General features: G+C 29.3%; 27 protein-coding genes. 23 read left to right on the forward strand and 4 right to left on the reverse strand.

Annotated elements, in window-relative coordinates:
• Window positions 1-184 precede the first annotated feature (184 nt).
• The 5 genes from L1S46_RS02290 to L1S46_RS02310 are packed head-to-tail and all read left to right on the forward strand — an operon-like array spanning window position 185 to window position 5,873.
• A complete protein-coding gene (locus L1S46_RS02290; protein ID WP_238899102.1) occupies window positions 185-2,581 on the forward strand; it encodes a fructose PTS transporter subunit IIA in 2,397 nt (798 codons plus the stop codon).
• Window positions 2,582-2,639: 58 nt separating this feature from the next.
• Window positions 2,640-2,954, forward strand: coding sequence for a fructose PTS transporter subunit IIB (locus L1S46_RS02295; protein ID WP_238899104.1), 315 nt, complete (start codon window positions 2,640-2,642; stop codon window positions 2,952-2,954).
• Window positions 2,955-2,984: 30 nt separating this feature from the next.
• The gene (locus L1S46_RS02300) at window positions 2,985-4,064 is read left to right on the forward strand and encodes a PTS fructose transporter subunit IIC (RefSeq protein ID WP_026885984.1); all 1,080 of its coding nucleotides are present in this window, start codon (window positions 2,985-2,987) and stop codon (window positions 4,062-4,064) included.
• Window positions 4,065-4,091: 27 nt separating this feature from the next.
• Window positions 4,092-4,946 (forward strand): class II fructose-bisphosphate aldolase, encoded by an 855-nt coding sequence (locus L1S46_RS02305; protein ID WP_238899106.1) that lies wholly within the window; start codon window positions 4,092-4,094, stop codon window positions 4,944-4,946.
• A gap of 60 nt (window positions 4,947-5,006) precedes the next feature.
• Window positions 5,007-5,873: a ketose-bisphosphate aldolase gene (locus L1S46_RS02310; protein ID WP_238899109.1), complete on the forward strand. Its 867-nt coding sequence runs from the start codon at window positions 5,007-5,009 to the stop codon at window positions 5,871-5,873.
• Window positions 5,874-6,000: 127 nt separating this feature from the next.
• Here L1S46_RS02310 and L1S46_RS02315 read toward each other — a convergent pair whose 3' ends face one another.
• Complete coding sequence (locus L1S46_RS02315; protein WP_238899111.1) at window positions 6,001-6,537, reverse strand: NAD(P)H-dependent oxidoreductase; 537 nt, start codon at window positions 6,535-6,537, stop codon at window positions 6,001-6,003.
• 165 nt (window positions 6,538-6,702) lie between these two features.
• On the opposite strand from L1S46_RS02315, the gene L1S46_RS02320 reads away from it, so the two are divergent.
• The 15 genes from L1S46_RS02320 (at window position 6,703) to L1S46_RS02390 (ending at window position 19,065) form a co-directional block, all read left to right on the forward strand.
• Window positions 6,703-7,068 (forward strand): helix-turn-helix domain-containing protein, encoded by a 366-nt coding sequence (locus tag L1S46_RS02320; protein ID WP_238899113.1) that lies wholly within the window; start codon window positions 6,703-6,705, stop codon window positions 7,066-7,068.
• Window positions 7,069-7,598: 530 nt separating this feature from the next.
• A complete protein-coding gene (locus L1S46_RS02325) occupies window positions 7,599-8,765 on the forward strand; it encodes a stalk domain-containing protein (protein WP_238899114.1) in 1,167 nt (388 codons plus the stop codon).
• Window positions 8,766-9,456: 691 nt separating this feature from the next.
• Window positions 9,457-9,948: a sigma-70 family RNA polymerase sigma factor gene (locus tag L1S46_RS02330; RefSeq protein WP_017210572.1), complete on the forward strand. Its 492-nt coding sequence runs from the start codon at window positions 9,457-9,459 to the stop codon at window positions 9,946-9,948.
• Window positions 9,935-11,098, forward strand: a complete 1,164-nt coding sequence (locus L1S46_RS02335) for a hypothetical protein (RefSeq protein ID WP_238899116.1) — start codon at window positions 9,935-9,937, stop codon at window positions 11,096-11,098. Before L1S46_RS02330 ends, L1S46_RS02335 begins: the two co-directional genes overlap by 14 nt.
• 256 nt (window positions 11,099-11,354) lie before the next feature.
• A complete protein-coding gene (locus L1S46_RS02340) occupies window positions 11,355-11,600 on the forward strand; it encodes a zeta toxin family protein (RefSeq protein WP_238899118.1) in 246 nt (81 codons plus the stop codon).
• A 130-nt stretch (window positions 11,601-11,730) separates the two neighbouring features.
• Window positions 11,731-11,964: a hypothetical protein gene (locus L1S46_RS02345; protein ID WP_238899120.1), complete on the forward strand. Its 234-nt coding sequence runs from the start codon at window positions 11,731-11,733 to the stop codon at window positions 11,962-11,964.
• Window positions 11,965-11,977: 13 nt separating this feature from the next.
• A complete protein-coding gene (locus L1S46_RS02350) occupies window positions 11,978-12,241 on the forward strand; it encodes a hypothetical protein (RefSeq protein ID WP_238899122.1) in 264 nt (87 codons plus the stop codon).
• A gap of 155 nt (window positions 12,242-12,396) precedes the next feature.
• The gene (locus L1S46_RS02355; RefSeq protein WP_238899124.1) at window positions 12,397-13,335 is read left to right on the forward strand and encodes a homocysteine S-methyltransferase family protein; all 939 of its coding nucleotides are present in this window, start codon (window positions 12,397-12,399) and stop codon (window positions 13,333-13,335) included.
• Window positions 13,325-14,017, forward strand: coding sequence for a GNAT family N-acetyltransferase (locus L1S46_RS02360; protein WP_087701962.1), 693 nt, complete (start codon window positions 13,325-13,327; stop codon window positions 14,015-14,017). The genes L1S46_RS02355 and L1S46_RS02360 overlap by 11 nt, the downstream gene beginning before the upstream one ends.
• Window positions 14,018-14,127: 110 nt before the next feature.
• Complete coding sequence (locus L1S46_RS02365) at window positions 14,128-14,475, forward strand: TIGR04076 family protein (protein ID WP_077854412.1); 348 nt, start codon at window positions 14,128-14,130, stop codon at window positions 14,473-14,475.
• Between the two features lie 195 nt (window positions 14,476-14,670).
• Window positions 14,671-15,186 carry a GNAT family N-acetyltransferase gene (locus L1S46_RS02370; RefSeq protein ID WP_023975620.1) on the forward strand — a complete coding sequence of 172 codons (516 nt, stop codon included), beginning with the start codon at window positions 14,671-14,673 and terminating at the stop codon, window positions 15,184-15,186.
• A 253-nt stretch (window positions 15,187-15,439) separates the two neighbouring features.
• Complete coding sequence (locus tag L1S46_RS02375; RefSeq protein ID WP_238899126.1) at window positions 15,440-15,916, forward strand: hypothetical protein; 477 nt, start codon at window positions 15,440-15,442, stop codon at window positions 15,914-15,916.
• A gap of 121 nt (window positions 15,917-16,037) precedes the next feature.
• The gene (locus L1S46_RS02380; protein WP_238899128.1) at window positions 16,038-16,856 is read left to right on the forward strand and encodes a MerR family transcriptional regulator; all 819 of its coding nucleotides are present in this window, start codon (window positions 16,038-16,040) and stop codon (window positions 16,854-16,856) included.
• 905 nt (window positions 16,857-17,761) lie between these two features.
• Window positions 17,762-18,391: an HD domain-containing protein gene (locus tag L1S46_RS02385; protein ID WP_238899129.1), complete on the forward strand. Its 630-nt coding sequence runs from the start codon at window positions 17,762-17,764 to the stop codon at window positions 18,389-18,391.
• Window positions 18,370-19,065 carry an alpha/beta hydrolase gene (locus L1S46_RS02390; protein ID WP_238899130.1) on the forward strand — a complete coding sequence of 232 codons (696 nt, stop codon included), beginning with the start codon at window positions 18,370-18,372 and terminating at the stop codon, window positions 19,063-19,065. Before L1S46_RS02385 ends, L1S46_RS02390 begins: the two co-directional genes overlap by 22 nt.
• Window positions 19,066-19,153: 88 nt before the next feature.
• On the opposite strand, the gene L1S46_RS02395 is transcribed toward L1S46_RS02390, so the two are convergent.
• Entirely contained in the window at window positions 19,154-19,711 is a 558-nt protein-coding gene (locus L1S46_RS02395) for a DUF5662 family protein (RefSeq protein ID WP_238899131.1), read from the reverse strand.
• Between the two features lie 687 nt (window positions 19,712-20,398).
• Between L1S46_RS02395 and trxB the strand changes: the two genes are divergently transcribed.
• Entirely contained in the window at window positions 20,399-21,307 is a 909-nt protein-coding gene (gene trxB / locus L1S46_RS02400; protein WP_077306975.1) for a thioredoxin-disulfide reductase, read from the forward strand.
• A gap of 45 nt (window positions 21,308-21,352) precedes the next feature.
• Entirely contained in the window at window positions 21,353-21,838 is a 486-nt protein-coding gene (gene tpx, locus L1S46_RS02405) for a thiol peroxidase (protein WP_238899132.1), read from the forward strand.
• A gap of 454 nt (window positions 21,839-22,292) precedes the next feature.
• On the opposite strand, the gene L1S46_RS02410 is transcribed toward tpx, so the two are convergent.
• Window positions 22,293-22,892, reverse strand: a complete 600-nt coding sequence (locus L1S46_RS02410) for a GPR1/FUN34/YaaH family transporter (RefSeq protein ID WP_012058887.1) — start codon at window positions 22,890-22,892, stop codon at window positions 22,293-22,295.
• A gap of 695 nt (window positions 22,893-23,587) precedes the next feature.
• On the opposite strand from L1S46_RS02410, the gene L1S46_RS02415 reads away from it, so the two are divergent.
• Entirely contained in the window at window positions 23,588-24,604 is a 1,017-nt protein-coding gene (locus L1S46_RS02415) for a pirin family protein (RefSeq protein ID WP_238899134.1), read from the forward strand.
• A gap of 126 nt (window positions 24,605-24,730) precedes the next feature.
• Here L1S46_RS02415 and L1S46_RS02420 read toward each other — a convergent pair whose 3' ends face one another.
• Window positions 24,731-25,348, reverse strand: coding sequence for a hypothetical protein (locus L1S46_RS02420; RefSeq protein ID WP_238899136.1), 618 nt, complete (start codon window positions 25,346-25,348; stop codon window positions 24,731-24,733).
• Window positions 25,349-25,484: the final 136 nt, after the last annotated feature.

Raw genomic sequence — 25,484 nt, forward strand, 5'->3', positions numbered from 1 at the left:
ATTCTGTTTTAATCCAATGTTATTATAAAAAGCTCTAGTGTAATACTTTTGATATCTCATGTTAAGGATGAATGATACATAAATTCCATTTTAAAGGGAACATATTTGTAGTTTTACTGCATGAGAATATATGTTATCGTATACACAAGGAAGACACAAAAAAGAAAAGTAAAGGGGGAAAAGAATGTATAACCTAAATACTAGGCAGGTTGAATTTATAAATTTGTTATTGGATGAGAATCAATATAGGCCAATTAAATATTATGCAGAATTCTTGAATGTGTCTGATAAAACTTTAAAGAAAGATTTAGTTGCAATTGAAGAATATTTGAACAAATTTAATGTTGAATTAGATAAAAAACATAGCATTGGAATAGCGATAAAAGATGTTATGAATTCAAAACTAATTTTACGCAATACTCTTGAATCACAAAGAAATAAAAATAAGAAGATTTCTATTAATGATAGAAGAATTGAGATCATTAGAGACATGCTCATTGATTCTCATAATAGTACTTCGATCCAGAAGCTTTCTGATAAGTATTATGTGAGTAAGACAAGCATAATTAATGATTTTAAATATATAGAGGACTGGCTTCATTCTTTTAACTTAAAATTAGAAAAAACAGTAGAGGGAACACAAATAAAAGGCTTTGAAGTTAATATCCGTAGAGCTATTGCATCCTTGCTATTTGAATATTCGAAAGATGGAAGAAATAAAAAGACTATTGAAGAATTAGCAACACGTTTAGATGTAATTACATTAAATGGATTGTCAGAGTTGTTTGAGAAAGACAAGGTGATATATGTTAATAAACTTTTACTTGGCTTGGAAAATAAATACAACTGTAGAATAGACGATCCATATTATATTAACTTACTTACTCATATTTTAATTTCAATGGAAAGGGGGTCAAAGGGGAGGACAGTATACAAAAAGGATGTCATCGGTGAATTTAAATCAGAAAAGGATTATAAAGAAGCTGTCTCATGCATTAACAAAATTAATAGAGATTTTGGGATGAAATTAGATGAGAGTGAAGTTTATTACTTATATCAATATTTCGTATCTTTTGGATTAATTAAAGATGTAATTGAAAATGAAGATAAAGTGCTAAACAAATTAGATTGTTTAGCAATAACCTATAGAAATAAGATGACACAATGCATGGAAGAGATCTTACAAGTAAACATTGCAAAAAATCAAAGTATAATGGAAAAATTATTACTTCATATACGTCCTATGCTAAATCGTATGGAGCATGATATTCAAATATCAAATTCACTTATGAGTGATATAAAAGACCACTATCCTATTCTTTTAAATGTGTGCAAAGCCGCTGCACTTATGGTGTCTCATGATATGAAACTAGAGGTTATTCCTATAGATGAAATTGGATACTTAACTTTATATTATCAGTTAGGCTTGGAGGAATGTTATTCTGAAAGGAAACGAGTTTTAGTTGTTTGTCATAGTGGATACGGGACCTCCAAGCTCTTAAGTACAAGGCTTAAAAGATATTTTCCAGAATTTGAAATTATAGAAAGTATTTCAGCAAATAGGCTCATGAATAGGAAGCTTGATGATATTGATTTTGTAATATCGACAGTTCCATTAGATTTAGAGAGTAATCCGTTCTTGTTAGTATCAACTTTTTTAAATGAGCATGATATTAAAAATATATCAGATTTTTTACTTAATAATAAAGAAAGATTTTCTAAGTTGCCGGTCGCAACTAAATTTATAGGAGAGTATTTATGGGAGAATTTAATATATTTCAATAAAAACGAGAGTGACATAGAGAAAGAAATTAAAAAAAATATCAAGGTGAACATTAATTTTAATGAAGTAGATATTAACAGAAATTTAAAAATACAATTAGGATTTTGCACTGAAGAATGTATACTTGGACTTTCTATAAATGACATAGAAAATAATGAGAAGCAATTAGTATTCTATGTTGCTATGGACGATATTGAGCTAATGACTCACATTTTAAGAGAAGCAGTAAATTTTAGTGTTAAAGAAAGTTATGCTAATTATTTAATGAAATGTAAGAAAGAAAAAGATATAAAGCAATACTTTAAATTAAATAGCGAAGGTGGTACAGAAATGGAAGCAGATTTAGCAAAAGTAATACAAAAGGAAACAATAAAACTAAATATGAAAGCAACTACAAAGGATGAAGCATTAAGAGAACTTACGGAATTATTATATGATGCAGGTGCACTTTCAAATAAGGAAGAATTTTTGGAAGATGTATATTACAGAGAAACTTTAGGTTCAACAGGTATAGGCAATGGAATTGCAATTCCACATGGAAAATCTAAATTTGTAAACAAAACATCCATAGCTTTTGGTAAAACCAATTCAGATATTAAATGGGAGACTTTAGACGGAAAGCCTGTGAATTTCGTTATACTATTTGCTGTAACTGAATCTGACAAAAATAGTGTTCATGTTAGGTTACTTTCCAAAGTAGCAGCAAAACTTGGAGATGATGAAGCCTGTGAAGATTTATTAAAAGCAACAACACCAGAAGAAGTATATGAAATATTTACAAGAACAGAAGAAATCTAATCATAATGCTTAAAATTAAAATTTATATAAATAAAAAATTAAAGGGGGACAACTGTATATGAAAATTGTAGGAATAGCAGCTTGCACATCTGGAATTGCACACACTTATATAGCAAAAGAAAAATTAGTACGTGCTGCAAAAGCATTGAACCATGAAATCCATATTGAAACACAAGGAACAATTGGGACAGAAGATGAGCTTAGTCTTAAAGAAATTGAAGAAGCAGATGTAGTGATTATTGCTGCAGACATTAAAGTAGGAGGGAGGGAGAGATTTAAAGGAAAGAAAGTTATTGATATCTCAACAGATATTGTAATTAAAGCTCCAAAAGCACTTATTAATAAGATTCAACAAGATTTAGGGTCAAAGTAAAAATTTTGTGAAAAGGGGAGAGAACTTATTATGTTAAAAAGTTTACAATTAAAAAAACATGCTATGACAGGTATATCATACATGCTTCCACTAGTTGTAGCATCAGGTCTATTAATCGCCATTGGTAATTTGGCAGGGGGAAATCCATCATTAATTTCTGATTATAAAAGTTCTTATAATGTTTGGCAGGCTGCAGTTTCACTAGGTGTATTTGGTATGGGATTGTTACCTTCAGTTATGGGTGCTGCCATTGCATACTCTATTGCAGACCGCCCTGGTATTGCACCTGGTTTATTAATGGGTATGGTAGCTAATGCTATGGGTGCTGGTTTCTTAGGTGGAATGCTTGGAGGTTATCTTGCAGGTTATTTTGTAAATTATCTAAAGAAAGTCATAGTTGTACCTAAGTGGGCGCAAGGGTTATTGCCAATGATGATCATTCCATTAATATCTTCTGTAGTCATAGGATTAGTTATGTTTTTTGTAATTGGCAGGCCTATAGCAGCAGCTTCAGCTGCACTTACAAATATGCTTAACAACATGCAAGGAGGATCAAAAGCAGTGTTTGGTGCTATTATGGGTGCTATGGCAGCATTTGATTTTGGTGGTCCTGTTAATAAAGTTGCATCTCTTTTTGCAGATGGACTTCTATTACAAGGAGTTTATGGTCCAGAAGCTATTAAGATTTGTGCTTCTATGATTCCACCTTTTGGAGTTACATTATCATGGTTAATAAGAAGATCCAGATATACCAAGGGCGAGTCAGATAATATAAAAATAGCATTTCCAATGGGTATATGTATGATTACTGAAGGTGTTATTCCTATTGCAGCAGTTGATCCACTTCGTGTAATTTTCTCTTGTTCTTTTGGTGCAGCTGTTGGCGGTGCGTTAATCATGTTATTAAATGTTGGTTCTCCAGTTCCCTCAGGAGGAATGTTTATTGTACCTGCAATGCAAAATCCAATTGGTTTCTTAGTAGCATTAGGTGTTGGATCAGTTATTACAGCAATTTTACTTGTAGCTCTTAAAAAAGACGCTAAAGAAAAAATATATGAAGAGGAGGAAGAAGAGGAACAAGTGGATTTATCAGGTATAGAAATAAAATAAATATTCGTATAGATAAGGAGAAGTGCTATGTATGTTTCTATGAGAGAAATGCTTAAAAAAGCAAATGAAGAAAATTATGCAGTTATGGCTATTAATTGCTTTAATTTGGAGACAGCAAGAAGCGTAATTAAGGCTGCAGAGCTAGAAAATGCACCTATTATAATCAATTTATATCAAGAACATTTAATTGATCATTGTGATAGTGAACTAATAACTCCTATCGTAAAAACACTAGCGAGTAGAACATCTATAAATATAGCCTTAAACTTTGATCATGGACAGGAAGTTATATTTTTAAAAAAAGCAATAGATGATGGTTTTTCATCAGTAATGGTGGACGCATCACGCTTTGGATTGCAGGGAAATATCGACATGACAAGAGAAGTTGTAAATTATGCTCATCCAAAGGGTGTTAGTGTTGAAGGTGAAATCGGGTGCTTGGGTGCTACAGAAGGACATGCATTTACGAATGATGATATGTATACGAATCCAGAAGAAGCATTAAAGTTTGCTAAAGAAACTGGAATCGATGCATTGGCAATATCAATTGGTACGTCACATGGAAATTATCCAGATGGAATGATACCAGAATTTGATTTTGAAAGATTGAAAACTATTAAAAAATTAACAAAAATGCCGCTAGTTCTTCACGGAGGCTCTGGCTCAGGAAGAGATAATATTTTAAAGGCTGTTAAATATGGTATTAATAAAATTAATGTTGGCTGTGACTTTATGAATGCAAATGTTGAAGCTATAAAAGCAATACTGCAAAAAGATCCAAACATTAACTACTATGCTCTAATGAATAAAGTGGAACGAGAAAGTATCGAATTGGTGAGAAGCTACATTAGATTATCAGGATCAAATAATAAAAACCAGTAGTAAAAATGCTCAATGTAATAATTTTAGAATACAAATTGAAATAAAAAGGAGAATGATATTATGTTAATAAATATGAAAGAGTTGTTATCTGTAGCTCAAGAAAATAAATTTGCTGTACCAGCTTTTAATACAAGCAGCAATATGATTTTAAGAGGTGTAATGGAAGCTTGCAAAGAAAAACAAGCTCCAGTAATTATTGCAATACATCCAGATGAATTATCATTTGTTGAGGACAGCTTTATAGCAAGTGTAAAGGAAGAAGCTTTTAAATCAAATGTACCAGTAGTTATTCATTTAGATCATGGTGGAACTTTTGAACAGATTTTAAGAGCAATAAAATGTGGGTTTACATCAGTAATGATTGATGCTTCACATATGTCCTTTGAAGAAAATATTGCAATTACAAAAAAGGTAGTAGAAGTAGCACATCCAATTAATGTTTCGGTTGAAGCAGAACTTGGAACTATAGGTACAACTGGTAATGGCGGAGAATATGGAGCTGATGAAATAATTTATACAGATCCTGAAAAAGCAAAAGAGTTTGTTGAAAGAACTGGTGTAGACACTTTAGCAATTGCCATTGGTACATCTCATGGAATTTATCCTAAAAATATGAAACCAAAATTAAAGTTGGATTTATTAAAAACTATAAGAGAAACTGTACAAATTCCATTAGTATTACACGGAGGATCAGCTAATTCAGATGATGAAATTGCTGAGTCTGTAAAATTAGGAATATCTAAAATAAATATTTCTAGTGATATAAAAGATGCATTTTATAAGAAATGCCGTGAAATATTAACAGAGGATTTAGGTGCTCGTGAACCAAATGCAATTTATCCACCATGTATAGAAGCTATGAAGGAGGTTATTTATCATAAAATAAATTTATTTAATGATGAAGACAAAGTAAAATATTACAAATAAAAGATAGAAAGTGAACTGCATTAAATAATTTTTCCATGTAAATAGTCTGTGTAAACTTCATTTCAGTATTTAATCGATGAAATAAAGTGGACACAGACTATATAACTTTCTTCAAAAGTTATAGGAACTAATTGTTGTTCTCATTTAAAATATAATTTACATAATCTTTTGCACTTTGTTCAATTTCTTCATTACTAGCATTAAAGGATGAACCGAAAATCGAAAAATAAGGTAATGAAATCGCTCCAACATGGATTGCAGTTGCCTTAAATGGTGCAATAATTTCATCAACAGTAAATGTTATAGGGCCTTTTTTAGAGTAGTTAGCCTTTTTATCACCAATAGATATGGCTATGCCAAATTTTTTCCCTTTAAGTTTGTCACCTTTAGACCCATATGCCCAGCCATAAGCAAAAACATCATCGAGCCATTTTTTTAATAGAGGTGGATAGCTATACCAATATAAAGGAAATTGAAATACTATTTTTTCATATGTTTCAATTAAATTTTGTTCTCTACGGACATCTATATTCCAATCAGGATATTCTTTATACAACTCATGGATGATGATCTCATTAGGATGTTTAATCAATTCTCTCTTCCATACTTTATTTACTTTTGAACTTTCTATATCAGGATGAGCTAAAATAACAAGTGTTTTCATATGTTTTCTCCTTTTCGCATTAGTATTTTTATAATAATATTTTATGATGCCTGGTTATATATGTAAATACACACAATAAAGTAACAAAGTTACTTGAAAGTAAGTATGGAAGAATGTTAGTATGTTATCAAGAAAAGTACACTATAGATAGCAGGCGAGGGAAATATGAAAAAATACAATTTAGGAATAGAAGCTACATTAGAAATCATAGGAGGAAAATGGAAAGCGTTGATTATTTGCTTTCTTATGCATGGAAAGAGAAGAACAAGTGAATTGCAACGTTGTATTCCATCAATAACACAAAAGGTTCTTATTCAACAATTACGTGAACTAGAAGCCGATGGAATCATCGGAAGAACTGTATATAATCAAATGCCGCCCAAAGTTGAATATTACATTACTGAATACGGTAAAACGGTAAATAAGATTATTGATTCAATGTGTTCTTGGGGAAGGGATAATATCAAAAGAAGACAAAACCAAGGAGAAGATATTGAATTATTAAATAATAAGTTTGAAAATGTTGAATAATTTAATTATGTGAACAACATAAATTTGATGTAAAAATAACAAATGTAGAGATTCTTAAAACATACCATTATTTATATAAGAAGTTCATTAAAATGATAAGCAATAAGTAATGAACTTCATATATGGCTTTTTTATTTACTTAATAATAGTAATATAAAAGAGCTCTATCATATTATTCTTAAAAAATATACATAAAAAATCTTCGATTCTACAACAACTTAAAAATTTTTATAAAAATTTTAATTTTTTTGCAACACTTCTCTAAGTTGGATTGTATTACTAATATAAAGGCAATTTAAAAAATAATTAGTCCATCTGCCAGTTTATATTCAATCATGCTTTTTAGGCAGATAACACTAATATGTCCGGTCCACTATGAGTGATATCCGCTTTCTTGGCGAATGATATATCCATGGCAATTTTGGACTTGTTATTTTCTTTCAAGTGCCTAAGATGAAAATTTAAGATGCAAGCACATAAAAATAAATATAATATTAGATTGTGTAAGCTTAGAAGGAGAAGATAAGATTATGAAAAAATTAATGATAGGTTTATTAACAGCAGTAACAATTGTTGGGATGTCAGCTCAAGCATTTGCAGCAGATGATATATCAAGGCACAAATCTAATCCAGCGAATATTATTTCTGATACTGTTCCAATATCAAACTATGCACCTAAGGATGTTGATATAAACAAGGTAGCAATATGCGGAAAAAATATTGAAATTGGAAGAAACGGAGTTTCAATATATAAGGGAAAAATTATGGTTCCGCTAAAATTTACGGCAGAGAGTCTTGGGTTTAAAGTTGAGCCAGATAAGGATAATAAAGTTATAAGCTTAGATAATGGTACAATTAAGACAAATGTTTATGTGGGACAAGATAGTTATTATTACTCAAGCAGCAAAGCAATAGGATTAACTATGATGCATGAATTAGGTGCAGAACCTATAATAGAGGATAATATGGTGTATGTGCCAATTAATTTTTATAATTTTCTATTCAGTGATCAAAAAACAGTAGGAAGCTTTTTTGTAAGAGATAAAGATGGACAATGGATTTATTCAGCTAATGGGGAGTTAGCAGTGGGATGGAAATTAATAAATAATAAGTGGTATTTCATGAATAATAATGGCATAATGCAAAGAGGATGGGCTCAAACTAATGGCAATTGGTACTATTTATTAAATAATGGAGAAATGGCTGCAGGCACAGTAACCCCAGATGGATATAAAGTAGATGAAAATGGAAAATGGGATGGTAAACCAGCTGCTACTGTAGTAAATAAACCTGAAGATGCAGATGATATAATAAGTCCTATTGAGAGATTTGATACTATAGACGAAGCACAAAAAGCATTAAAATTTAAGATTACAGTGCCAAAAGAATTATTAGGTAAATACAATATAAAATATATAAATACTATATCAAGAGATTTATTTCAAATATGCTATGTAAACAAACAAAATGACATCATATTTAGAATGGGACAAGGAACTTATGATATAAGTGGTGATTATAACAACTACAAAATCAATAATACTGTAAATATAAACGGAATCAATGTAAAAGTAAAAGGAGATGACAATCTTATTAAAGTTGCCGTTTGGAGCGTAAATAATATGTCATATTCTATCTCACTAAATGATGGTATGAAACAAGAGGATATTATTAATATTATAAAAAGTACTTTTTAGTTATACAGAAAATCAACACAAAGACCTAATTTGTGCCTCAAATGATAGAAATTCAATACATATTTCTTCATATGGATTGATGAAATTTTTACTGGAATGTTCGAAGAAGAAGGTTTTATCTATTTATGCATATTTCATAAACAAGTTTTAGAGATGCAATATCTAGGACAACCTCTATCTAAGGATATTTATTAAGATAAATTTCAAGTAACACCATAGCAAATATGTATCTTGTTTCTATCTAGAGGTACAAAACAGGTTTTGTAAAAAAATATAGATACATATTAACCAAGTTTATGATTATATATTCTAGCAAATAATTCTCATTACATATTATTATAATTACAATTAAATAAAGTAAGTTAATCAGAACTTGTATTAGAAAGAAATTTAAATAACAAGTAACATAAGTAGAGACATGAATAATAAGGAAGAGTTTATTTTGGGACTATGGATAAACAGTTTTAAATATAGATTTAAGCAATACTATAACGTTTCATATGGTATTTATTAGATAAAGATATTTAGTTGCTAAAATGGTGAAATCTACACCTTAGAATCTTCGGCGATATTTTCATAGCTTTCGGAACAAAATATTTATGATTTCGGTAAGTTACCACATAAATTTAGTTTTAAAGTTGAATATCTACAATACATTGTTGTGCTACTGGATGGAAGGATGAGTTTTTTAATGAAAGATGTTTCATTGCGTACGGATGAAATTATTTCACAAGATTTAGATCATTATGGAGATATGCTGCTGAGGCTTGCATATTCATATATGAAAAATATATACGATGCAGAAGATGCGGTTCAAGATGTTTTTGTACAATTGCTTAAAAATATAGAGATATTTGAAAGCGACGATCACAAAAAGCATTGGCTTATTTGTGTTACCAGAAATATATGCAAAAATAAGTTGAAATCAGTATGGTTTAAAAAGCATGTAGAGTTAACTGATATGCCCTATTATGATGAATATAAAGATAACAATGTTTTAAATCAGGTTATGAAACTTCCACTGAAATATAGAGAAATTATTCATTTATATTATTATGAAGGCTATACTACGGTTGAAATATCAAATATAGTAAATAAGAAAGAAGCTACAGTAAGATCATTACTTAGCAGAGGAAGAAATATGTTAAAAATAGAGCTGAAGGAGGAGTATGATTTTGAGTAAGAAATATAAAGAAGAACTAAATAAAATAGTGATGAATGATGATATAAAAAAAAGAATACTCCAAAATGTTTTGGCTGAAAATAAAAATGATAACAATGAAGAAAAAGAAATAAAAGTTGAAACTACTATGCCAAAAGTAAAGAAATATAATGTTAAAAGAAATATGCAAATGGCGGCAGCCTGTGGTGCAATACTTATATGTTTAAGTGTAGCTAAAAGTTATCCTATGCTTTTCAAACATTCGTCTAATGATTTAGAACAGACTGAAGTGGAAGAAAATCATGAGGATAAGAATAATGACTTAAAATCTAGTGATAATAGTGAATTGATCTATAATAATGATAGTAAAGAAGCATCTGATAATGATCATAAAGAAGAGATAGCTGTAAATCAAAATAATAGAAATAATAATAAAAATGATAATAACTATAATAATGGCAGTAATCATGTGAACAAAAATACCAATAATGTCTCAAAAGCTGGACAGGAAAGAAAAGATAACTCACAATCTAACTCAGGATCAGAGGAAAAGAAGAGGCAGACACCCGAGAATAAAAATAATGATAATAAAGCTACTGATAATAAGGCTATAGAAAATTTAAATACTTCTTCAAAAACAAATCATAACGATGATATTAATAATAAAGAAGAAAGAAATCCAACAAGCGTAGATCAAAAAACAGCTCCAGAAGATGTAAAAGAAAATAAAATATCAGAAGATAATACAGATGATAGTGTCTCTAGTACATCGGTTGTAATGGACAAAAATGTAGGTTATAGTCAAGAATATAAGACATTAGATGAAGCGGAAAAAGCATTGAATTTGAAAGTAAATCCATTAAAAACATTGCCTAATGGATTTAAAGTGGAAAATGTAAGTGTTATATCAAATGAAATGATACAAATAGATTATAACAATGGTAATGACAATATGATTTTCAGAGCAGGTAAAAGCACTGATAATATAAGTGGAGATTATAATACCTATCAAGTTAAGAATACAGTAAAAGTAAATGGGATAGACGTAACTCTTGAAGGAAACAAAAATGAAGAGTATAACTTAGCAACATGGAAAAAGGATGATGTATCATATTCAATTTCAACTGAAGATGGTATTAATGAAAAAACAGTATTAGATATGATAATGTAACCACACTATTTTTTTAAAGCTTATAAAACCATGAGGTATCTTATAATGATATTTCATGGTTTTATAAGCTTTGTACTGGACAACACTAATTTTTTAGATATTTATGGTTGCTATTTTTATGAAAAATAAATTAGAATTGATTCTCTTTAATATTTATTTAGCATTTTATTTACATAATATGCTATAATTAGTTAGATATGGGCAGCAGCTTAATTAACTAAAAACAGAAATACACTGGGGGATGGAGTGTTAAAGATTGGCGAAGTTAATAATTCTAAGAGGCAATTCTGGAAGTGGTAAGACCACTACAGGAAAAGCTTTGCAGAAAAAATTCGGACAAAACACAATGCTGATTTCGCAAGATGTTGTTAGAAGGGACGTCCCATTTGCAAAAGATGGATCCAATCAAAAAGTAGGTGAATTAATATTTGAACTTGTACTATATGGAAAGAATCATTGTGATATAGTAATTTTAGAAGGAATTTTAAATTCAAAGTGGTAATGGGAATAATCTTTAAATCATAAAAAATAAAATTATGAATTCAAATTTTTTAATTGGGTAAATTAGGAAAAATGTTATGCTAAGTTAATTCAAAATTTAAACATAGTATTTAGATAAAAGGGGGAAAGGAATGATAAAATTAGGAAATGTACTTATCATTTTAGCATTTATAGCCGCTTTATTTTTTGCTGTTATTGCAATAATTAGAGGATATAAAGGGATGAAGATGAGTAAACGCTTTGATACATCAGATAAAAAAATAAAAGTTAGTTATTGGTTACTTTCTGCTATACATATGTGGGTCGGCATTTTGGTAACATTGTGTTATTTGATTGCAGGAGTTTTCATTTTAAATAAATTATAGGAGAGGTGATCTAATGGGATTTATAATTTTCTTTCCATTCTTTGCAGCTATAATTGGAATTATCATTGCTCTTATTTGTTTTATAGGAACAGGCTTGATAATTATCGGTGGTACAGGCATAGCAATGAATAAAATATACTTGAAACAGATTAAAACAAAAGGCAGTGCATTAAATTTTTCATTTAATATAGGTTCAATAATTTTAGGAAGCATATTTATATTATTTCCTTTAGGATGTGTTTTATATGGTGTTATTTTTTCATTAGCATCAAAATAAGTGTATAAGCAATGTTTATATAATAAATATAATCAGTAGTAGACCTAATATAAGATATTCTATTGTTATATATAAAATTTAATGAGTGCCGTAAGTTAAATATCTAGTCAATGGCGTGAAAAATTTCAAAAGCTGAAATGTAAAGAGGAGTATATATGGACTTTAAAACTTGCTTTGATAAATCTTCATCTATTTTAATGGAGGGAGCTTTAGGAGAAAGATTAAAAAGAGAATTTAATATTATATTTGATGATAAGGTTGGGATGGCTGGTTTAGTTTATGATTCTGATTCAAGACAAGCCATGTGTAGTATTTATACAGAATATCTGAAAACTGCTGAAAAATATGAATTTCCCTTTATTGTAACAACACCTACAAGAAGAGCCAATAAAAATCGTGTCTTAGAATCTGAATTTACTGAAAAAATAATAGAAGATAATGTGAGATTCCTACAAAAAATAAGGAGTAATGCAAAAATAGATATGTTTGTAGGCGGTTTAATGGGATGTAAAGGAGATGCATATAAAGCTAGTGATGTCTTATCAATAGATGACGCACAGGAATTCCATTCATGGCAGGCAAATTTATTTAAAGAATCGGGAGTAGATTTTCTATTTGCGGGTATTATGCCTGCGTTGTCTGAAGCTACTGGAATGGCAAAGGCTATGGAAAGTACGGAATTGCCATATATAATTAGTTTTATGATTAGGGATGATGGGCGACTAATAGATGGAACTACCATTAATGATGCAATTTTACATATGGATAATGCTACAATTAAAAAGCCGATTTGCTATATGGTAAACTGTGTTCATCCAGTAATATTAAAAAAATCTTTATCTTATTCTTTCAATAAAACAAAATTAGTTAAAGAAAGATTTCATGGAATACAAGCAAACACTTCGCCATTATCCCCAGAAGAATTAGATAATTCTACTGATTTGAAATTTTCGGATAGTGTTAGTCTTGCTGATGACATGATGGATTTATATAAATATTTTGTTCCTAAAATTTTAGGAGGTTGCTGTGGAACTGACAATACTCATATAGAAGAAATAGCGAAAAAGTTAAAGGGTAAAAAGTATGAAATCTGATGCAATTAAATATTTAATAAAAAATCCTTTGTTACATATGGGAATGATTGAGCCGATACGTAGAGATACGGCAGAAATTTTGTATGCTGAAATAGATGGGGTACTGATAAAAGAGCAAGAAAGTAATGCATATATGATATCTGTAGACAATTTTGAAAAAGGACAAGAACTAATAAATGGCATATCCAAGTGCAATTTAATTGTTGTACATCAAAAGTTTATAACCAATTATATATCAAGTAAATTTGGGTTAAACGAAGAACTTGAATGTTTTCAAGCAGTATATATTAATAAGGCAAAGATCGATATAAAATCAGAGATAGAAATAAGACAATTAAAACAGAATCAAATAGAAATTATCTTAAAACGTTATAATAAATTATCTAATAATGAAATTGAAAAACTGTTAAAAAATAGGAATATATTTGGAGGATATAAGAACAACGTGCTCATAGGATTTATAGGAAATCATTTAGAAGGGAGTATAGGACTATTAGAGATATTTCCTGAATACAGACGTTTAGGATATGGAACAATACTTGAAAGTCATATGGTAAACAAAACACTTGAGAATGGTTTAGTACCATTTTCACAAGTTGAAGTTGAAAATAAAAAATCAATAGCTTTACAAAAGAAACTTGGATTTAAAATATCAAAAGATAAATTGTATTGGTTGTTTTAGTAAGTTTAATTATATAGGTAAATAAAGAATGGGCTAATATCTCTGATTCAAAAATTGGAAATTAATGTTAAGCAATAACAAACATATAAGTTATAATTTGGAGGGTAATTATGAAAAAATGGTATGATGAAGAGTACGAATGGGAAATTGAGGTGACAGGATTTCTTCGAAGTGACCACACAGAAAGGTATTGTCGGAACGGGGAGGAAGTTGGTGATAAGTATACTTGCACCTATGGTTGTCCTGTAAATGAGGATGGACAAGGTATCTGTTCAAAAGTAATGATGATTATGTTCCCAATCATGGAGGCTGTCAGAAGTGGTGGAGATTTAGAGAATATTGGTGGAGATAGCAAGTATAGCAAAGATGTTGTATGTCCAGATGGCTGCGTTATATTTAGAATGACGGCTAAGAAATTTGAAAATGAGAATTTTTATAAAGGGAAGTTTTTTGATTAGGCTTAAATTTATATTATGTTAAGCTTAAAGATAGTCCGAATATATAAATTTCAGTTTAGTAATATGGAAAACAGGAATTTAAATTTGAATTTTGTTCTATAGTTAGGTGGCAGAATGGAAAATGTACCTTTGAATACTGAATTTGTAAACATTTAATATTGAACATTATAAATAGTCATTTGGAGGTGAATTGATATGAATTTAAGATTATCTAATTTAAATGATTTACCCAGACTTAAAGCTGTGTATGGAAACATAATTGATAATATGAATAGAAACAACATACCAATTTGGGACGAAATATATCCGTGTGAGTTTTTCAGCAAGGATATTGAAAATAATCGCCTTTATTTGCTAGTTGAGAAAGATGATAATATAGTTGGCTCCTTTGCATTATGTGAATCAAATGCTGGAGAAAGTTGTGTGAAATGGGAGAATCCCAACTCTAAAGCATTATATATTGAACGTTTTGGAGTTAATGTTGATTATTCAAGACAAGGAATTGGCAGTATAATGCTTGAGCATGCCATTACACTAACTAAGCAGATGAACGTTAAATATTTAAGACTTTTTGTTATTAATATAAATAAACCAGCCATAAATTTATACCTAAAAAATGGATTAAGGCAGGTAGATGGAATCTATGAAGAAACAATTGACGCAAACATTACATTTCATGAATATGGATTTGAAATAGATGTATTAAGATAACACAAGTTTCAATTTCTCTAAGCAGGCAAAGCTAGACTATTATTATGTTATTAATAGATTTTCTTAAAAGGATTAGAATTATTATAGCTCTATTAGTGACATAATGTATTCATAAGTATTTTATTTCTAAAACTTATGGAGGTTGTTGTGAAACTTAAAATGTTCATATAGAAGAAATAGCGAAAAGATTAGATTTGCCGGATTAATTTTAAAATGGGAAAAAATAAGATATACAGCATACAAAGAATTTTCTATGAGGTATGAACAAAGAGACTTAGCTAAAGAACTTTTACTTCAAGGCAGTTTTGAATATTATAAAGAATTAAAAGAAATCACAGAAAATGAAACAGGTTTCTATAATGATTTAAAGCAAGAACTTAAAAATTATAATGGTTATCAAGCTAAGAGTATTTTTCTTCAGATAATATTAGAAGAAAATGATTTGGATGAACTAATTGAATATGTAATAGAGAATCCTACAAGTAGAGATAGTTATGCAGAAATTTTAATTGGTAAGTTTAAAGATGAAGTTATAGAAATTTATAAAAAATACATAATGTTTGAAGCAAGTCGTGCTAGAAATAGAAGTCATTATAAAAATGTATGCAGAATAATTAAAAAATATAAAAAGATTGCAGGAAAGCAAAGTCAAATCCCAATAGTTAATGAATTAATAGCTTTATATAGAAAGAAACCAGCATTTTTAGATGAACTTAGTAGAATTAAATAAAGAATTAAGACAATATTTTTTCGTAAGATAAAATTAAAATATAAATAATAAAATTACCTCTTGACTTTAACCTTAACTGGAAGGTTTATACTATGATTGTCGGCAGGAAGGAGAATTAATTGTGTACACTATTGGGCAGTTTTCTAAAATTGGGAGAGTTTCAACTAAGACACTTCGTTATTATGATGAGATTAATCTGTTAAAACCTATGTATGTGGACAGTGATACTCAGTACAGATATTATGCATATGAACAGGTTTTAAAACTTCTTTCCATATCTGAATTAAAAGAATATGGATTGAAGTTAGAAGAAATTAAAGCCATTATGGATAAGGAAGATGCTGACTTGCTTAAAAAGTTTTTGCAGAACAAAATTGCTGCGATTAATAAGGAAGTCCAAAATAGCTTGAAACTCAAAGATTCTATTGAACAAAAAATTAAGAAGATTGAGTTAGGAGGTAAAATTATGGAAGCTAAGAAGGATTTAAAAGTTGAATTGAAGGACAGAAAGTCGTTAATTGTTATCAGCAGGAGAACAATAACAAGTATGAGCAATATAAGTAGTGTTATAGGAAAGGTATTTGAGGACATCTTCAAGATGGATCTTAAACCATCAGGGCCCGTAATGACAATTTATCATGATAAGCAGGAATTTGATGTGGAAAATGCGGATTGTGAAGTTTGTGTTCCAGTAAATAGCAGAGTAAATGCAGAGAAAAATGAAAATGTAAAGGAACTTGCAGGAGGTCTAGTTGCATACACAACTTTTGTTGGGCCTTATTCAAGGCTGGGAGAAGCTTATGCTAAAGTGGTAAAATGGATTGAAGATAATGGCTATAAATATAATGGAGCACCCTTTGATATCTATTTGAATGGACCTCAAAGCGTTAAAAGTCCAGAAGAATTTGTTACTGAGGTTTGCTTTCCAATTAGTAAATAGAATCTACTTTGAATGTTATTCTATATAAAAAATAAACATATTTGTAATTAATAAACCAATTATAGTAAAATGTAGTATATTAGTGCAAAAACTTAAAAAGTTGATATATGTTTTTAATATCACATTATTCAAAACAATATATGAATAGTGTGATATTTTCTTGTTATGGAGGTATAACATGATCTTATAATAATTTTTATATTTACCATTCTAAGCACAATCTATATAGATAGATTAGTAAGCATTAAGTTTCGAGATGAAAGAAGATCTGTATGGAAAGCGATACATATAGTCGCTTATATAATAATATTTATTCCTTTGCTGCGTATAGCATACTTAGTATCTGACGGAAACTTAATTGAAATTGGAATATTGTTTCTTAGCATATTATTATATTTAAGCTTTAAAAATATAATACGACCGGGATTTAATTATATGGTATATCATAATTTAAACCTTGTTAAAAATAAATAAATTTTCAAAGTTTCCATTAAACATTCTTTTAAAGGAACATAGTTTTAAATAAAACTTTTTTTTAATTTAAAAATGAGCGAATTTAAGAAGAAAAAAGAAAAAAAGTTAAGAATAAAAAAGGTTAACAATTTATAGGAAACATGGAGGCTTAGAGATGTTGAAAAGCTTTTAAAAAATAATATAATCTGAAAATTTAAAGGATGAAATATTTATTTGTGATATATTTAGCGATAAATATAGATGATCTAATTAATATTTGATGCAGTAAATAAAAAATGTACTACTAGAAAACATAATAGTATAACATTTACAAAACATGCTATAATTTACTTATAAACAAACATAATATTCATAGAGTATTAAATAGTGATTTAAGCAACTGAAATCAGGATAATAAATTAGAATTTATATGATACGTTTAGGAGGATAATATGTTTCCAAGTAGAGAAGTGGCTGAAAAAGAATTAGAAATAGCAGGACAATTAAATCAAGGACCATGGACAGAGCATTCTATAAATGTTGGATTAGCAGCACAAATTATTGCTGAAAAATGTAGTAATCTTAATCCAGACAAAGCTTATGTGCTAGGACTTCTTCATGATATAGGTAGAAGATATGGTATAAGCGCAAGAAAACATGGCATTTATGGATATAAATTTATGTTAGAAAAGGGTTGGGATGAAGTAGGAAGAATTTGTTTGACACATTCATTTCCGGTTCCTGACTTTGATAAAGAAATAGGACAAAATGATATGAGTGATGAAGAAAGTGAATTTGTTAGAAAATATATTAATGATTTAACCTATGATGACTATGATAGATTATTAATTCTTTGTGATTCACTTGCTGACGCTCAAGGATTTTGTATGTTAGAAAAGCGATTTGTTAATACTACAAGACGCTATGGAACATTTCCATTTACAGTAGAACGTTGGAATGCAACATTTGAAATGAAAGATTATTTTGAAAAGCAGATGAATTGCTCTATATATGATATTCTTCCTAATATAAAAGAAACTACATTTATGGAGGCGCCATTATGGAAACCACCAGTAAAATAGAAATAGATAATATTCCAGCGATCTTATGGGGAGAACCTTCAGATAAAATATATATATTTGTTCATGGAAAAATGTCTAGCAAAGAAAGTGCACATGAGTTTTCACAGATAGCATCAGAAAGAGGATATCAGGTTCTTAGTTTTGATCTCCCAGAACATGGTGAAAGGAAAGATAAAAACTATCTATGCAATGTTTGGAATGGAGTACATGATCTCGAAAAAATTGGAGCATATGTACAAAAAAATTGGAGAGAAATGAACTTATTTGGGTGCAGTCTTGGCGCGTATTTCAGTTTGCACGCATATAAGAACCTTCCAATAAAGAAATGCTTATTTCAATCACCAATTGTTGATATGGAGCATCTTATATGCAAAATGTTTAAATGGTTCAATGTTACAGAGGACCTACTTAGAGCAAAAAAGGAAATATATACACCAATAGAAACTCTTTCATTGGATTATTACAGCTATGTAAAAGAACACTCAATTAATAAATGGAATATACCTACTGCAATTATTTATGGATCAGAAGATAATTTGCAAAGTCATGAGGTTATAGATAATTTTTCAAAAAAATTTAATTGCGATTTAACCGTATCAATTGGAAGTGAACATGATTTTCATACAGAGGAACAATCCCAAGCTATCACAAACTGGTTGGAAAAATACATCTAAACGTAAGCCCGGATTTGCATTCTATAAATCCAAGCTTATAATAGGCTATAATCATATTGGGTGGCAGCTCAAAGAAAACTAAAATAAATTAGAGTGTTTTACTATAAAATTTTTCTGTATTTTTCAGAATGTTGTTTTTAACATATGTAAAAGTTTTGTCTTCTCCTTCATTGGCGAGTTTATTAAGCAAATCTTCTAAAAGAGCACGTACATCTTCATGTAATATATAATAATGTTTTCTGTTTTCGTAATAACTAAGAGGACTTTCATCAGTATACTTTTCTTTTAAATAATTTTTTGAAGCACAAACCCTGTCTATAAACATTTCTACAACATAATTAACAGGCATTTTCATTCCTTTAAGACCTTCTGCTTCATTTACTCCATAATCAATCCAATACTCGAAATGATGCTTATTCCTACCTTTATGATGTAGCCATGCTGATGAATATCCTTCAACAGCTTTTTGAACACCATTAGGACTTGCATACCCCTTATAATACTTTATCCCAGCTGAAAACTCCACTAATGAGTACTTTGACAAATCATGAAGAAATCCTTGTTTATATAAACCTACTTTAAAACAATATTTCATAACTAATAGTTTATGGTTAGTTATAGTTTTAAAATGATTAATAAAATTCATAATTCTTATTTTCTCCTATCTGAAACTAGGCTTATGTTTAAATCTAATGAAGTAATGAATATTTTTACTACGAAATACCATTAAAATATTTATCACAAAATTATATTACTAATTTCTGTGAGTTATATGTATAGGCCTAGGCTAAAGTTTTGTTATATATTTTGCAATTCACATTTCATAATTCAAAATTACGGATAAAATTATTGTAATATTTTTAGAATTATGATGAAGTATTATTTTTTCAATATATATATTATATATTTTTTGTGTTTAAACATAAAGAGGTTAAACTCAGAATAAGAATAATGAAAATATCTAAGAATTACAGATAACTAAACTAATACCTGAACTTATAAGTGTGCCTCACCGAAATGAATAACACACTTTTGTTCCAAAAAGCTATGAAAATATATTTATGATTTCTGATTGAAAGATATTTCATAGTCTAAGTATAGTTTATGATTATGTTATCTATACACAATAATTTTTTAATAAATATCAAATTTTTTTATTGGAAAACAGTTGACTAATTTTATCAATAAAGTTAATATAATATTATAAAATACAATATAACAAAATTTAATTTTATAAAATTTAATTATTAATTTAGAACAACTTATTGAAATTTTTATAAATTGTATATTATCAAAGAATATATAAATGATTATTAGGAGAGGTGTTGGTAATATGAAAGATATTATTATAATTGGAGGAGGACCAGCTGCCCTTACAGCAGCATTATATGCAGGTAGAGCCGGATTAGATGCATTAATGCTTGAAAAACAATATGAAGGTGGCCAGATAGTTACTACAAATGAAGTGGAAAATTATCCTGGTTTTCGCAGCATAACAGGTTCAGAACTTGCCAATACTATGTATGAACATGCAAAAGATTTTGGAAGCATTATGAAATATGAAGAAGTAATAGATATAAAAGTTGATGGAGATATAAAAAAAGTTATAACTGGTGTGAATACTTATGAAAGTAAGGTAATAATCTTATCAATGGGTGCAAAGCCTAAAAAATTAGGAATTGATAGAGAAGAAGAACTTACAGGTAAGGGTGTATCATACTGTGCTACTTGTGACGGAGGCTTCTTTAGAAAAAAAGTAGTTGCTGTTGTAGGTGGTGGAGATACAGCAGTAGAAGATGCACTTCATCTTTCAAGAATTGCTGAAAAAGTGTATGTAATTGTTAGAAGAGATTCACTTAGAGCAAATAAATCTGCACAAAAAAAGTTATTTGAAACAAATAATGTAGAAATAATCTGGAATAGTGGAGTTACAAAACTTAATGGAGAAGAAAAATTAAGTGGTATAGAAATTAAAAATAATAAAGATGGTAAGATAGATAATTTAGAAGTTAATGGTGTTTTTGTAGCAATTGGAAGTGATCCATCATCAGAATTAGTTAAAGACTTAGTAGCTTTGGATAAAAATGGTTATATTATTGCAGATGAAAGCTGTAAAACAAATGTAGATGGTATATTTGCCATAGGAGATATTAGAACAAAAGAAGTTAGGCAAGTACTTACAGCTGCTGCTGATGGAGCCGTTAGTATATATGGGGCAGAAAAATATTTGATAAACCACTAAGAAAATAGTTAAAATATAATATTAATAATTTAGGAGGAATGAATTATGAAAGTTAAATTTCAAGGAAATGAAGTAACATTAGGAGGAAGAGAAATTAAAGTTGGTGATACTGCACCAGACTTCGTAGTAACAGATAATGGTTTAAATGCTGTTAATTCGAAAGATTTTACAGGAAAGAGAGCATATGTAAGTGTTCCATCAATAGATACACCAGTATGTGATTTAGAAGTAAGGAAATTTAATGAAGAAGCTGGAAAATTAAACAATGTAAAGATATATGTAGTATCAATGGATCTACCTTTTGCACAAGGAAGATGGTGCGGAAATCAAGGCATTGATGCAGTTCAAACATTATCAGATTATAAGGATAGGAGCTTTGGTAAGGAATTCGGAACTTACATTAAGGAATTAGGGCTGCTAACAAGAGCAGTATTTGTAGTTGACGAAAATAACAAGGTTACTCATGTAGAATATTGCGAGGAAGTAACATCAGAACCAAATTACGAAGCTGCTTTAAATGCATTAAAGTAAGTTGAATTTTAATTGGGCACTGAGATATTGTTATAGCTTTGCATCCTTTGTGTACCTATAAGATGTCTTCTAAAGAAGAAAAACCAATAAAGATTAAAGTTCTCTAATATTATTTATAGATAGGAGGATTTTAGTCTTTATTTTTATTCTATAGAAACTTCCCATTAAGGCAAAAGTCTTTAAAAAGTATAATAAAAATAGTTTTATTTTCGTGTAAATTATATCTTTAGATAATTTGTGAACATTGTAGGTCTGGATTATGAAACCTAATAACTGGTAAGTTAAGTTTTAGTAGAAGAAAAAATAAAATATATTCGTATACTAGATTTTTATCACATATGTTTGAAAAAGTAGACGCATAAAAAATCTCAGGCTACTATTGAACCTGAGATTTTGTTCTATGTATACATTTACTTTTTGGATAAATAGAGTAGTATAGTTAAAGTGACGATATCTATTTAATAATTGGACCTGGTGAAGGGTAGATTTGTCTGCCAAAAGCGGTATTAACAATAATTGCAGCTGCAAGATAAATTCCTAAAATACCTGCTATTAATAATCCAAAGGCAGGTATATTTGAAAAAATCTTTGGTAATACTCCTAAATCAATTAGAGAAATACAGAGTGAAGATAGATCTAAAGCTAAAATGATTAGCGACAACACTAATGGTGTTTTGAGGAATGCGGGTGTCCACATAATAAGTGAAATACTAAGTACTAACCATGCCCAACCATCCATACGCGTATCTAGGGAAATTCCGTTAGTTACCGCATTAAATTTAATGAGCATTTCAATTCCACCCGTTAACATAAAAAATGCACTAAAGAATAAAAATGTGTTTCCACCAGTAGTATTACCGCCTTTTAAATCAATTAAGGCAACTACAACTTGTACTACAAATCCTCCAATAAGCCAACATCCAAGAAGTGGTAAGGCTCCGCTTGTTACTCTTCCTGATAATAAGGCAAAAAAGCAGAAACTTGCTACTGCTAAAGCAACTAGGCCTGCGGGACTAGGATTAGACCATTCTTTCGTTCCGTTTACCTGGTTCAATATGATACCCTCACTTTCATAATATTATTTTAAAGTTTGGAGAAAAGATTATTTTTTCCATCCTTTAAAGATAATTATATAGGATACAGTACAATTAATCAACGTTTTTCGAGCAATTTTGTTAATTATTTATCACCTTTAATAACCTTTTTTTACTTTATAAGTTAATAAGATAATATTAGTATTGAAAAATACTAATATATGAGTTTCACCGCCATTTCATTAAAATTTAGAAGGAAAAATTAATAATATGTAATATAAAATAATTCTATAGTAATATTGTTCATTTACGATATTGCATAAAAAGCGTGAAATTCATTGTTAAAGTTTTCTCAATTCATTTTATTAAATATAAATGGCTCAATATTCATATAGACTTACTGACTTTGTAAAGAATATGTACACAGTAAAGAAATTTTTCTTATATACTACGTATTAATAAAATGCAATAAATTATTAGAAGCAATATACAAATCATGAAAGCTGTGCTATAATTTTATCAATAAATAATAATCATTATCAATTAATAAAACTTATAAGCTTTGATTGATTTTACAAAAGTAACACATAATAAAATGGAGAAAATTTAATCAATATATTTTTAAAAAATTAGATAATTCTAACTTGATTGATATTATAGGGGAATTATTAAAGACTATTTATAAATTATATGAAGTATCAAGGGAGGTTACGAAATGGGAAAAAATAATATACTTAAAATAAGCAAGCTAAGTTCACAGTGGCAGACAAGTGATCCTTTTATATTTTGTGCACATCATAAGGATGCTTATCCAAAGGGTAATAGTGAGATGGGACCAGATGCTTCTTTGTATGGGAGAACTATTGGCAACGACTTTAGAGGAATTGATGGATGGAATATGTATCATGGGGATACCATTCCAGGATTCCCTCAGCATCCTCACAGAGGGTTTGAAACAGTCACAATAGTTCTAGATGGATATGTTGATCATGCTGATTCGGCTGGTGCTACAGGACGCTATGGAGCTAATGATGTGCAGTGGCTGACTGCAGGTATAGGCTGTAATCATACAGAAATGTTCCCTTTAGTTAATACTGAAAAGGAAAATCCACTAGAATTATTTCAAATCTGGCTCAATCTGCCTAAGAAAGATAAATTCGTTGAACCACATTATAAAATGCTTTGGGCAGAGGATATACCCGTTATAAACTCAAAAGACAATAATGGAAAAACAAGTACTGTAAAAATTATTTCGGGTACCTATAATGGTACTAAGAGCCTAGAACCTTCGCCTAATTCATGGGCAAGTAAAGATAATAATCATGTAAGAATATGTATTATACGTATGGAACCTGAAGCAAGTATAGAACTTCAAAAGGTATCTTCAACATTAAATAGAACTATTTATTTCTATGATGGAGAGACAATAAGGATTGAAGGAACTGATATTGATGTTTATAATAGTGTAAAACTTGCAGGTGATGAAGTTGTAAAAATAGAAAATGGCGCTAAGGAAAGCTGTATTCTGCTTTTAGAAGGAGAACCTATTGGAGAGCCAGTTGTAAGTTATGGACCTTTTGTTATGACATCAGATAAAGAAATTATGGATGCTTTTGCAGACTATAAGAGCACTGGTTTTGGGGGCTGGCCATGGGAACGTGACGATTTTGTTCACCCAAGAGAAAAAGGAAGATTTGCACAATATCCTGATGGAACAACAGAATTTAGATAATATTTTTAAAATAAAATATTAATAATAATCTATAAGAAAAAATTAAAGGCGTCTAAATTTACTAGACGCCTTTAATTAATGTGCAAATATAGACTATTTATCTTAAAGATATAATTAAAATCTATTTTATAAGTTATCAGAATCACCAATAACTTCTGATGAAACTTTAAAGTTTACTTTAAAATTTTTGTAAGCGTAAATGCTAGTAAATAGAGCTCCAATACTTCCGCAGATAATGTCACCCATAGTATCCACTAGACTATTATTTTGGCTTCTAAGACCAAATAATCTATCAGTTGTAAACTCGTAAAGCTCCCAAACTCCAGCCATAGCTATTGCAAAGAAAAGGCTAAAAAGAATGATTGTTTTCACATTAAGCTTATTTGTTTCATTTTTATTTATAAGCTCCAATATTAACGAACCTATATAGAAGAGTATAACCCCTGACGACAGATGTTCTATTTTATCAAGATAAGGTATAAATGAATAACCTTTAAATTCGTTAGCAAAAAACATAGTAACAAAAATAAATGCTAAAACAGAAAATCTTAAACCAGTCGAAATTGGAATTCTACTTTTATTTATTAATACTTTTATAAAAGTTAACACTAGGATTATTAATATGGGTTGAAGTGTTCTTTGCATATCGCCCCTAATAAGAAAATAAATAGAACAAATTACAGCAAGAGCATATAAAAACAACTCAAAGTAGTCATTAAAACCATAGTTTCTTTTAGTTTTCATTTTCTATTCTCCTGTCTTAGAAATTTTTATTTAATATTATACAGTAATTAGATTTCTACATCTTAATCTAAACTCAGCATTTGCTTTACTAGGATTTCAAATGTATTATTTATTATTAAAGCAGTTTACTGAGGGG

The sequence above is a fragment of the Clostridium sp. YIM B02500 genome (assembly GCF_022324665.1).
Taxonomy (GTDB): Bacteria; Bacillota; Clostridia; order Clostridiales; family Clostridiaceae; genus Clostridium; species Clostridium beijerinckii.